This window comes from Candidatus Pristimantibacillus lignocellulolyticus (assembly GCA_023639215.1).
GTDB lineage: Bacteria > Bacillota > Bacilli > Paenibacillales > Paenibacillaceae > Pristimantibacillus > Pristimantibacillus lignocellulolyticus.
This window is the reverse complement of record CP097899.1, coordinates 4,048,932-4,061,141: the sequence shown is the minus strand read 5'-3', so window position 1 is coordinate 4,061,141 and position 12,210 is coordinate 4,048,932. Positions and strand designations below refer to the sequence as shown.

Sequence of the window (12,210 nt, the reverse complement as noted above, 5' to 3'; positions counted from 1 at the left end):
AGATACCTCCATATGAAAAAATCCTTTCATCAATATACTGACAAAAGGATTTCTAGTGTTAACATCTTTACTTGTCCATCTCCCTATCTAACAACTTCTATAAGCTCTTTAGTTGCATTATTAACATCCCGCTCCGTCGTTTCACTTTGTGAATGACGATATTCCTCATAGAAACCATTTAGCTCAAGTAGCTGAGAATGTGTCCTTGACTCAACGATCTCGCCATGATGCATAACGATAATCCGATCAGCATGCATAATCGTAAATAAACGATGTGCTATAACCATCGTTGTTCGCCCTTCAGAGACAATATGCAATGCACGTTGAATCAGTTGCTCTGTCTGTGAATCAAGATTGGCTGTCGCTTCATCCAGAATAAGGATCTTCGGACGAAAAACAATAATACGAGTAAATGATAATAATTGCCGTTCACCTGCTGACAATCCACTCCCTCGCACCGGTTGTACCAACGATGCCTATCATCTCGCTCGGTCTAATGTGTAGATCAAGCCCTCTAAAGACCGGCGAACCGTTTCCATATGCAAAAGTGATATGATTGAAATCAATACGACCTTGTACTGATTCAACTTCAACTTTTTTAGACTTTGTATGATCCATTATTTCTGGCTTCAGTTCAAGCACTCCCCATATCCTATTCACAGCAACCGTTGCAGATTGCAATGTATTCCACTGTTGAGTAATGCCATTGATAGGTTGGAAGAACTGGCGGATATATGTAATGAATGCATATAACACACCAAATTCTAGCGTTTGACCAAGTACTGCATTACCACCGACCCAAGTCACGAATGCAATACTAAGGTTACTCAAAAGAAACCACTTGGAGTTATTACACTCGCATGTGGCTTGAAATAATTAAGATCTAGAAGCATAGTTAAACAAGATTTCACGAAATCCTATAACATAAGGTGTTGATAATCTCAGATGTTCGATTTCATCATAACAAAACCTAATTTCTGCCAATTCATTTTCCAGAGTAGGAATAAACTCATAAAGATCGCTTGATAGTTCGCTCATAGTAAAGGTTAGTAATCTTTGTTGAAATTCTTCAATTGAACATTTTCCTTCCAGAAAAAACTCACACCGTTCAATCATCCTCTTTATATTGTCCATACTTCACCTACTTTGTTATTACTGTCACTACGCTCCAAAAACATTAATTACTACCTCTAGTGTGCATGAAATATACGAGTAATTTCCGTTTGCTTGCTTAACACCTGAAACACTACTTAGCACATATTCTATATAACGAGGCGGAACACCTCTAACATAGTCCCCACCACCGAAGCTGATGTCGCACACCATACTTAAACTCCTCCCAATATGCCCATAACCTGTAATGTAATGCTCGATTCCCTTTCTTACTTTTATATTAATAATGTTTATGTCAATAATCATTATTATTAAGAAAACCACATGGAGGTTTTTCACTCGCATGTGGCTAAACTAGCATAAATGAAGGTATCTACATCAGAATATTATAATTATCCATCAATTTAGAAAGTAAACCTGTAGTCGCTCTTCCTTATTACCTCATTTTCTAGTATGGTGCTTATAATATACAAAAAGCATAACAACAGAAACAATAACAGCAATTACAATCAAACTCGATTTATTTACATTTTCTATGCCTACTTGATAAACAGTATAGATCCCGCCCAAAATTAAATTTATCATAATCAATGTAAAAATCACTATTTTTTTATTCATACCAGAAAACATTACGAATCGAAAAACGGCTAAAAAGTTAGCAATAATCCAAACAAAAATAATGGTGAACGTCTGATCCATTCTTTCCTCCTTAATAGTCTCCTTTATTTTCATATGCACCAGTTTTCATCATAAAATTAAGCATCGCATCATTAATGGAATCAGTATCATTTTTCGATAAATTATGTGTTAACTTCCCATCCTTATAACAGTATACCAAAAACCCATTACTAACCATTTCGTTTAATAGTGTTGACGCAAAAATATATCGAAGAGTAATTTATTCCCTCCAATTCGATACCATTAATCCATGTGAAACTAGATCTTCAACAAGCCAAGAAATTTTGCACTATCCTAATTATTAAAGTATATTGTCTATTCCGTCTTTGATTTTCCTTGTTGATAACTAGTAGTTTCCGGTGAACCAATAATGCCATCTCCATCAATAACACACAATAATTTCCACTAGGGTCAACATACCTCAACGGATTATTAAACACATTCGTATCTAGCATGCGCTTCACTTGTACATCAGTAAAAGCTTTACCTATCTTCGTATGAAAGCCGTCTTGATTCAATTGCAGGACTAATCGTGACAATGACCACCCGCAAAATTCCTTGTGTCTTATTCTATTTTTTGATAGTAGGCCCATCAATTAATTACTCGCCAAAATCGCATCCATTGATCTTAACCCCCTCATTTATTCTTATGTATATGTACAAAAAAGAATCCTTCACCCATAAATTGAGGAAAGGATTCTTCTTAAATTCTAATTGTAACTTCTATACTTAACTATTACTAATAACCTAGAAGCGTACTGCTGCATGTCGTTTGTAAAGATCTTCTACTACTAGACAAGCCATAGCTTCAACGACAGGTACGATTCTCGGACAAATACATGGATCATGTCTACCTTCAGTTTTAATCTCGATCTCTTCACCACGTTCATTCATTGTTTGTTGTGCTACAGAGATAGATGATGTCGGCTTAACACTAATACGGAAAACTATTTCTTGGCCAGTGCTAATTCCTCCGACAATACCTCCGGCATTGTTAGACAAGAAACCATCTTTGTTCATTGCATCGTTATGTTGACTACCTAACATGCTGGCAGCAGCAAAACCTGCACCGAACTCGATTCCTTTAACAGCACCGATAGAAAGCATTGCTTTAGCTAGTTCTGCATCTAATTTATCAAATGCAGGCTCACCAAGTCCTGGATCTACACCGCGGATACGACATTCTACGATACCACCACAGCTATCTCCAACTGAAGCAAGATGCTCAATTTTACTAATCATTTGCTGAGCTGCTTCAGGATCACAAGTACGTACTGGGTTTTGTTCGATAAACTCTTCATGGAATGAATTTGCTTTAATATCACCAATTTGCTTGGTGAATGCTACAACTTGTACACCACGATTTTCAAGTAGTTTACGAGCCACTGCACCACCCGCTACGCGACCAGCTGTTTCTCTACCCGATGCTCTCCCGCTTCCACGATGATCACGAATCCCGTACTTTTGCAAGTATGTAAAGTCTGCGTGTCCTGGACGGAATGAATGTTGAATCTCACTGTATGCTTCTGATTTCATATCATGATTGTGAAGCATAATTGCAAGTGGAGCGCCTGTTGTTTTACCTTCAAAAACACCCGATTGAATTTGAATAATATCGTATTCTTTGCGTGGAGTTGTTACTGAAGATTGACCTGGCTTTCTTCTATCCATTTGTTTTTGAATATATGCTTCGTCTATTTCAACGCCTGGCGTTACGCCGTCTACGATTACCCCTACTGATTTACCATGTGATTCACCAAAAGTTGTAATTCTAAAATTTTCTCCAAATGTGTTACCTGCCATTTTTATTCCTCCTAAAACTTTTTGATTAACAACTTGATTGACTTTCTGTGATATCAAAAAGTCACTTCGAAAGCATTCACTTAACTTTTTGATTAATTTCTAGATTGACTTTCTGCGAAATCAAAAAGTCACTTCGAAAGCATGTACTAAAATTTCTTGTGTATAGCTTCTTGGTTGACATCTTTTGTATCTACTTAAATTAGCTTAAGTTATGTTGATATATCCTTATTATAATGAGATACTTGCAATAAGTGAAATTGAAATTTTACTAATTTGCCATAGAGGTGTTCTATATCAAATGATTAATTTAGAATGGTATCGAATTTTCATGTACACTGCACAGCATAAAAATCTAACGAAAGCTGCACAGCAACTTCATATTACGCAACCATCAGTTAGCTATGCAATAAAGCAGATGGAAGAGGCATTAGATGTTCAATTGTTTCATCGGCTTTCTAAAGGAGTAGAGTTAACCGAAGAAGGTCAAGCTTTACTGAAGTATGTAGAGCAATCATTCGATATGCTTGATTCTGGTCAAAAACATTTACAAAATCTAAAACAGCTTAATGTAGGTGAAATTCGCATTGGTGCAAGTGATTCCCTTATTAAGCACCTTCTCCTACCACAACTGAATACGTTTCATAGTGAACATCCTTCAATTAGAATTCGATTGTCACGTGGTAAAACTCCTGAAATCACGAAGCGGGTAAAAGAAGGTGAGATTGATTTTGCGCTCGTACATATGCCGATCGATGATCCTGACTTGAATATTCAAACATTGGTGGAACTTGAGGATATTTTTGTAGTTGGCGAAGCTTATCGTCAATGGTCGACTCGCTCAATCACAATACAAGAGCTGGCTGAAATTCCTTTAATACTGCTTTCCCCTGGAAGTAGCACTAGAGTATTTATTGATCAGTGGTTTGCCGCTAAGGGTATTTCTGTAACACCAGATATTGAATTAGGTAGTATTGAGTTATTATCTGAATTTGCAAGATTAGGTTATGGCGCTACCTTTATTAGTCGTTCATTTGTTCAAGATGAGTTGAAAAATGGTACGTTATTCGAGCTTAACATCAATAGTATATTACCTTCTCGTAGTATTGGTTTTGCTGTACGTGAACATACGAAGTTATCTCTTGCCGCAGAAACGTTTATGAACCATTTACATCTCGGTAATAAGGATATCAATTAGTATTAGTTATATTGCCTATTAGTTTGCAAAAAAGAAGCTCTCGCGAATAGTAAGAGCTTCTTTATTAATGTTACATTAGTTCTTGGGTAAAATTATGAATCATTATCTGATTTAATTGATCACTTCGGTCGTTCTATCGTGAAGGTTTCTCCGATTTTTGCGTAGTTATTGCCTGCTAATCGACTAACAGCCTTTAACTCACTAGCATCGATTCGACCTTCCTCATAAATTGATTCATCGATATGGAACATAACGACTTCCCCAATGAATAGATCAGAACCTGCTAGCCCTTCTTGAGTACCTCCAAGTGGAATTGCATGAACGAGCTTACACTCCATACGAACTTTTGCTTCCTTAATGCCTGGAACTTGGATGACTGCACTATCCATCTTACATAATCCAGCAAGTTCTATTTCACTCTCATCTGGAGGTAAAGAAGCTGCCGTCTTATTGATTGACGCTACATTGTCTTCATCGACAATATGAACGACAAACTCTTTACTATCATAAATATTTCGAGCAGTATCTTTCATTCTTCCTTCAGGTCTTTGTACAGATAAAGACACCATTGGAGGATTGGATGATACGATATTGAAATAGCTAAATGGAGCTCCATTGATTATCCCTTGATCTGAGATGGTCGTTACAAATGCGATAGGTCTTGGTATAATCGTGCCAACTAACAGTTTATAGTTGTCACGCTCAGTTTGATCATGCGGATGTATAGAAATCATACTTACACTCCTCTATATTGTGAACGATAGATTAAATTGTGTTACAACGAGAAGATATGCTCCATTAGCCCTCATATTCTTTCGTAAATTCAATAGTGCTTCTTACTGTATTGATCGGTCTTACCAAACCTTCAATCTGCTCACGTCTACCTTCAAGGAATGGTGGTAGAGATAGTTTCTCTCCTACTGTTTCATACTCTTCATCCCCCATAAATCCAGGACCATCTGTCGCAAATTCGAACAAGATTTGCGGTGCTACACGTACGTACAATGATTCGAAGAAATGACGATCAACATATCCGGATGTGTGGAAATTGAAATCAGCAAAACGTTCTGTCCATTCATCAAGCACATCACGATCCGCCACACGGAAAGCAGCATGATGGACTGTACCAAAACCTTGACGAGATGGTGGAAGCATTACGTTATGCTCAACAATAACTTGAGCTCCATTACCACCCTCGCCTACTTCAAATAAGTGATTGGATTCCTCTGAAGCAATTTCCTCAAACAACATAACTTTTTCTAACATTTGCTTAAAGTAATCGAAATCGTTAATTCTCACGAAGATTGGTCCTAATCCTGTGATTGCGAATTCTAAAGGAATTGGTCCCTTTAACCAAGGAGTGCCAGACTCAACTCCGCTATTATGCTCATCTGAGATCAATTGATACTGTTGATCATCAAAATCTACAAATGATAAAGTCTTTTTGCCAAATTGTTCAGAAATTCCGGTGTGTTTCACATTCAACCGATCAAAACGTTTCACCCAATAGTCAATCGCTGCATCTGTTGGGACACGAAAAGATGTTTTAAAAATTTCATTGTTACCGTGAACTCCCTTTTGAATGTTTGGAAAATCAAAGAAAGTCATATCAGTACCAGCAGATCCTTTATCGTCAGCAAAGAATAGATGGTACGTTTGAATATCATCTTGGTTAACTGTTTTTTTAACAAGTCTCATTCCTAATACATAAGTGAAAAACTCGTAGTTTTTCTCAGCGCTGCTTGTAATTGCCGTTACGTGGTGGATCCCTTTTAGATGATTCATAATTAATTCCTCCAATAATTTAATTTTGTTGAGTCTTGTTAAAAATATTTCTTCTAAGTATAAGTAGATGCCATTAATCTTAATTTTAAGATATATGGTCTGTTTAACGATTCATGCTGTTCATTACTTATTGAAAATTAAATATATTAATGAACAATCGATGTTAATGTGTTTATCATTCATCTGGCTACTACTGCGGTGTAACTTTCATCAAGTTATTATCTTAACTTTAAGATAATATTAATATAACTTTATTCGTTTGTCAATCCCTACTTAGTAATCATCTGAATTTTCACTACGATATTGAATTTTCTTATTATTATATTGAATTGAAAACCGCGAACATACATTCTATAATGTTTAATATAGTTATTTTTAAACATTTACAAATCAATTGATATGTACATTTGGAGGAATGCATCAAATGATTAAGCAAGACTCAACATTATCTAATCCTAACACTTACGTTCATATTATCGAAACTTCTCCTACTCCATTGCAAGGTGATCTTATTGAAGTGATAAAACGTATTTACTCAACACCTGAACGACATTGTACTCTACTCCTAGAAGAACCACATAACGCCGATTATGGCTCGTATTTCGTTAAACTTAACTTATATAACATTAGATTTCGTGTAGCGAAAATTACGCCTACTAAGGTTGGTCAATTTGTAACGATATGGGAGCGTAATGAAAATGGAGCAATACAGCCGTATGACATATCAGAACCAATAGATTATTATGTCATTTGTGCTCGCGAAGGCAACAATTTTGGTCAATTTGTGTTTCCATCATCTGTATTACGTGATCAGGACATATTAGCAGATCAAGGAGTCGGTGGTAAAAGAGCAATACGGATCTATCCACCTTGGGATGTTCCTACTAGTCGTCATGCACGTAATACACAGAAATGGCAATTGCCCTATTTCTTAGACTTATCATTACATCTTCCTATAGATGAAGAACGCATTCGTCAATTGTATAAGCCACTTCGATAACATTAGGTTAAGTCAAATTTCGGAAGTACATTACAAACAATTTTGAAAGGAATGAAATGATGATAAGTCTTATCCTATACAACTGGGAAGTTCGAGATGAATGTATTAAGAATTTTGAATTAGTGTCAAATGATGAGCTTATTAAAGATCGTGATGCAGGAATAGGCTCAATACTAAAGACATTCCTTCATATCATCGATGTTGAATATAGTTGGTTTAGAGCGATATTTAATAAACCCGATATACCACTAGATTTTAATAATTATATTGATCTTCAATCAATTTCAATCTTATCTAATCATTTGAGAGAAGAAATAAAAGGATATTTAAATCAGTGGAAGTATGAAGACATTGATGAAAAAATTTATCCTACCTGGATGCAAGAGTCGTATAGCAAAGAGGAAATATTCAAACATTTATTAGTTCATGAAATTCACCATATTGGCCAATTATCAATTTGGGCAAGGGAACTTGGCGTAACACCAGCTAACTCAAATTTTATTGGAAGAAATCTCATTAATAAAGAGAAGAGTATGTAAGATAACTCAAAATTACCGTACCATCATATTTACGCATTGGTAAATATAGAAAAAACCACTATTTTTTCCTCAACAAGATGAGTTTGAAATAGTGGTTTACTTCACTCTAATTTTTTTATTTAGTCAAATTTTTCAAGCATATGATGAATACTCATGCTTTACCTTTTAACGAGTTTCATACCTTCTAACAGCTGAGTATACTTCTTTAAGCGGAATTTGATATGATGTCGCGATTGCTTTACAATCTTCGTACTCAGGAGCCCACTGAACAAGTTGTCCATTATGGAATCCTTTCTTCACCGTAACTATTCCCCATTCCGTTTCCACTTGTTCATACTCACGTTCTAAGCGATGAACTGTCAATGGGTAATATCTGATGCCAAGAGTTGTTGTTTCACGGAACAAAATAGCTTTTACAGCTTCTAATTTGTCTATAGAACAAAGTAATTGCAATAATGTCCCCGGCCTATTTTTCTTCATATATATCGGCGTATAATATACATCATTCGCTCCACTATTCAGAAGTAAATCCATCACATAGCCTAGCCATTCACCTGGAATATCATCTAGGTTAACTTCTAACTTATACATTTGATCATCGACATGCTCATGCGATGGTGGATGATTTTTCTCCATCCGTTTCACTCCCTCCTATTAAAACATTACTCACCAATAATGACTCTAATTACATTAGGATGTTTAGGGAATGTTTTTGTACCCGCTCCATAACCAATAGATTGAACTTTCATTGATGGTAGATTACCGAACTCTTTGACAAGAACGGCAACAAAAGCAGCACCAGTCGGAGTCGTCAATTCAGAACGAAGTTCTGACTGTTCGATAGGAACGCCTCGCATAATCTCTAATGTAGCGGGAGCAGGAACAGGATAAATACCATGATCGATATGAATCTTTCCATTGCCAACCGGAACTGATGATGATTTGATAACATCAATTTGAAGTTGTTCAAGTAAAATTGCTGCTCCAACGATATCAATGATCGAATCGACAGCCCCTACTTCATGAAAATGAACTTTGTCTAGAGGAAGACCATGAATTAATCCCTCCGCCTCGCCAATTTTGCGGAACAAACGCAACGACGTATCTTTAACGCCTTCAGACAATTGTGAGTTTTCAATCATACTTACAATATCTTTGTATGATCGATGGTCATGAGAATGATCATGCGTATGAGAGTGACTATGACCATGATCGTGATCATGTGTATGACTGTGACTATGACTATGCTCATGTTCATGCGTATGTTCGTGATCGAGTCCATGATCGTGTGTATGACTGTGGCTATGAACATGATCGTGCTCATGGCTGTGCTCATGTTCATGCATATGTGAGTGACTGTGACCGTGTTCATGATCATGGCTGTGGCTATGAGCATGTTCATGTGAGTGACTTTGACCTTCCGCATGCTCATGACTGTGATTATGTCCGTGGTCGTGATCATGACTATGCTCATGACTATGTCCATGTGAATGATCGTAATCGTGACTGTGGCTATGTCCATGATCATGACTATGTCCGTGTGAGTGATCATGACTATGCCCATTTGCCAAATGAACATCAAATTTCGTGCTAGAAATACCGTTCTTAATAACTTTTACCCACGATAAGGTATACTCTTCATGTATATTAAGTTTTTTCAATTCTTCTTGCATTAGGGTTGCATCAGCGCCAGCATCAATTAATGCTCCGATAAACATATCGCCACTTATGCCATTTATACAATCAAGATAAAGTGTTTTCATTATGTTGACCTCTCTCGCTGAGTTTATGAATTAACGCGGCATTATATCCTCCGCCAAACCCGTTATCTATATTTACTACGCTAATACCAGAAGCGCAAGAATTTAACATCGTTAACAATGCTGATAAACCATTAAAATTAGCACCATAGCCAACACTTGTTGGTACAGCTATAACTGGATGAGACACTAGTCCTCCAACAACACTAGGTAAAGCACCTTCCATACCTGCAACAACAACTGAGGCTACCGCATTTTGAATTTCTTCTGCATGGAATAATAAGCGATGAATGCCTGCAACGCCTACATCATATATCCGATGTACACGGCATCCTAGTACCTCAGCAGTAACCGCTGCTTCTTCTGCTACAGCTATATCAGATGTACCAGCTGCTACTATAGCAATATATTGTTTGGATTGATCTTTTTTACTGAAATCTTGCACCCAATATAAAATTCGTGCCTGAGCATGATAGACCAGATGAGGAATGGATTGCTGAACTTCATTTGCTTTATCTGCTGGAATGCGCGTTATAAGCACTTGATCTTTTCTAAGCAGCATCGCATTAGCTATTGCAATAATCTGCTCTGAAGTTTTGCCCTCCCCATAAATGATTTCCGGAAACCCTTGTCTCTTCTTGCGGTCATGATCAACTTTAGCAAAACCCAAATCTTCAAATGCACTTAATTGTTGCTTAGCTGCATCTACAGTTAATTGTCCATTTTGTACTTGTTTCAATATATCTTCTAACATCATCATCACTCCTAAAACTTTTCATATCGCTTTCAATGATACTTCGTGTTAATGAAAAGTACTTCGGAAGCATTACCATAGTATTGACATTAAAATAGTTGCGCAACGACTTGCTGTACAGAAATGTATTTTTCATAAATCGCTCTATATTTCTCACTATTTTCAGCAATCGGAATCACTGGTTTGTTCATAGGTGTATAGTTTTTAATATCTTCGAAAGATGATGCATATCCAAGGGCAACTAGAGCTGTCCATGAAGCTCCCCAAGCAGCACCATTGTGACTTTCAGAAACGTATATCTCTGCATTAAATATATCTGCTAACATTTGCAACCATACTGGTGATCTCGATAATCCACCATTAACAAATACTTTATGAGCTGGCCCAATCGATTGTTCAAGAGCGTTACCTATTTGATATAGATTTAGAGTAATCCCTTCTAATACCGCTCTAATGAGATGTTCACGACGATGCGATATTGATAAACCATAGAAATTACCTTTCGCAGCTTGATCCCATAATGGTGCTCGTTCTCCATTCAAATAAGGCAGAAATACAAGACCTTCTGAACCAATCTCTGATTTCTCAGACTCGGATATAAATGCAGCGAAATCACCGTCATATTGCAATAGATCTTTTGCCCATTGTAAGACAACGCCACCATTGTTTGTCGGACCACCTACAATGAAAGAATCACTACTAAATGAATAACAGAAAGTAGATTGTGTCTCACTTACTTGGAAAGATGAAGTGAATTGACGAATAGCACCACTCGTACCTACAGAAATTGCAACTTCGCCAGGTAATATCGCGCCACTACCTAGATTAGCAAGTTGACCATCTGCTGAGCCAATAACAAAAGGAACTGATGCTGAGATTCCAACTTCTTTCGCAACATCTGCACACAATTCAGTAAGAATAGTTGTCGGTTCAACGATCGATGATAATTGATCACTAACGATATTAGTTAGTTGTAGTAATGTTGGTTCCCATTGCATCGTATTAGGATTAAAAAGACCTGTCGCCGAAGCCATTGCATAATCAATCAAGCGCTTACCAAACCATTTATAAATAATATATTCCTTTGCAGACATGAAGTAAGTTGCTGCAAGATAAGGAGCATAGTTAGTTTCTTTCATCCAAAGTAACTTAGTAAATGGAGTCATAGGGTGTACAGGAGTACCTGTTATTTCATAGTAATGTCGTTTGTCCTCATCTGTTAAAGCATTAACTTGATCTGTGCTACGACCATCTGCCCATGTAAGCAGTGGTGAAATCGGTACACCTGTTTCATTAATACATACTAGAGAGTGCATTGCTGCAGAGAAAGAAATAGCTAAAAGCTCCCCTTCAACAATATTAGCCTCCTCGATCAATCGTTTAAGTGCTAACACAGAAGAGCGTTCAATACGTTCAACATCTTGCTCTGCATAACCTTGCTTTGGGTACTCCGTCTTATTCATCTCTTCCACTTCGGCTATAACATGACCGTCGGTTTGAAATGCACATGCTTTTACACTCGTTGTTCCTAGATCAATTCCTATTACAAGTTGCCTACCCATTGCTGATCTTCCCTTCAGATA

The 12,210-nt window shown here is 36.9% G+C and carries 11 protein-coding genes and 2 pseudogenes; 3 read left to right on the top strand and 10 right to left on the bottom strand.

What is annotated here, in order from left to right; genetic code table 11:
- Positions 1–83: 83 nt before the first annotated feature.
- From NAG76_17340 to aroC, 5 genes and pseudogenes are all read right to left on the bottom strand, one after another.
- Positions 84–834 (bottom strand): annotated as a pseudogene (locus NAG76_17340) (ABC transporter ATP-binding protein/permease).
- A gap of 42 nt (positions 835–876) precedes the next feature.
- Positions 877–1,134, bottom strand: coding sequence for a hypothetical protein (locus NAG76_17335; GenBank protein ID URN93580.1), 258 nt, complete (start codon positions 1,132–1,134; stop codon positions 877–879).
- Between the two features lie 27 nt (positions 1,135–1,161).
- Positions 1,162–1,326: a hypothetical protein gene (locus NAG76_17330; GenBank protein ID URN93579.1), complete on the bottom strand. Its 165-nt coding sequence runs from the start codon at positions 1,324–1,326 to the stop codon at positions 1,162–1,164.
- A 228-nt stretch (positions 1,327–1,554) separates the two neighbouring features.
- Positions 1,555–1,812 carry a hypothetical protein gene (locus tag NAG76_17325; GenBank protein URN93578.1) on the bottom strand — a complete coding sequence of 86 codons (258 nt, stop codon included), beginning with the start codon at positions 1,810–1,812 and terminating at the stop codon, positions 1,555–1,557.
- Positions 1,813–2,538: 726 nt separating this feature from the next.
- A complete protein-coding gene (gene aroC / locus NAG76_17320; protein ID URN93577.1) occupies positions 2,539–3,594 on the bottom strand; it encodes a chorismate synthase in 1,056 nt (351 codons plus the stop codon).
- 298 nt (positions 3,595–3,892) lie between these two features.
- Here aroC and NAG76_17315 point away from each other — a divergent pair, with 298 nt between their 5' ends.
- Complete coding sequence (locus NAG76_17315; GenBank protein URN93576.1) at positions 3,893–4,789, top strand: LysR family transcriptional regulator; 897 nt, start codon at positions 3,893–3,895, stop codon at positions 4,787–4,789.
- A gap of 119 nt (positions 4,790–4,908) precedes the next feature.
- Here NAG76_17315 and NAG76_17310 read toward each other — a convergent pair whose 3' ends face one another.
- Together NAG76_17310 and NAG76_17305 are read right to left on the bottom strand one after the other, a co-directional pair.
- Positions 4,909–5,523, bottom strand: coding sequence for a flavin reductase family protein (locus tag NAG76_17310; protein ID URN93575.1), 615 nt, complete (start codon positions 5,521–5,523; stop codon positions 4,909–4,911).
- A gap of 64 nt (positions 5,524–5,587) precedes the next feature.
- Positions 5,588–6,574, bottom strand: coding sequence for a ring-cleaving dioxygenase (locus NAG76_17305; protein ID URN93574.1), 987 nt, complete (start codon positions 6,572–6,574; stop codon positions 5,588–5,590).
- A gap of 424 nt (positions 6,575–6,998) precedes the next feature.
- Between NAG76_17305 and NAG76_17300 the strand changes: the two genes are divergently transcribed.
- Complete coding sequence (locus tag NAG76_17300) at positions 6,999–7,574, top strand: MepB family protein (GenBank protein ID URN93573.1); 576 nt, start codon at positions 6,999–7,001, stop codon at positions 7,572–7,574.
- A gap of 59 nt (positions 7,575–7,633) precedes the next feature.
- Positions 7,634–8,113, top strand: coding sequence for a DinB family protein (locus NAG76_17295; GenBank protein ID URN93572.1), 480 nt, complete (start codon positions 7,634–7,636; stop codon positions 8,111–8,113).
- A gap of 165 nt (positions 8,114–8,278) precedes the next feature.
- Here NAG76_17295 and larC read toward each other — a convergent pair.
- From larC to NAG76_17280, 3 genes and pseudogenes are all read right to left on the bottom strand, one after another.
- A pseudogene (gene larC, locus NAG76_17290) lies at positions 8,279–9,831 on the bottom strand (nickel pincer cofactor biosynthesis protein LarC).
- A 25-nt stretch (positions 9,832–9,856) separates the two neighbouring features.
- Complete coding sequence (larB, locus tag NAG76_17285; protein URN93571.1) at positions 9,857–10,627, bottom strand: nickel pincer cofactor biosynthesis protein LarB; 771 nt, start codon at positions 10,625–10,627, stop codon at positions 9,857–9,859.
- An 89-nt stretch (positions 10,628–10,716) separates the two neighbouring features.
- Positions 10,717–12,189 carry a gluconokinase gene (locus tag NAG76_17280; protein ID URN93570.1) on the bottom strand — a complete coding sequence of 491 codons (1,473 nt, stop codon included), beginning with the start codon at positions 12,187–12,189 and terminating at the stop codon, positions 10,717–10,719.
- Between the last annotated feature and the right edge of the window lie 21 nt (positions 12,190–12,210).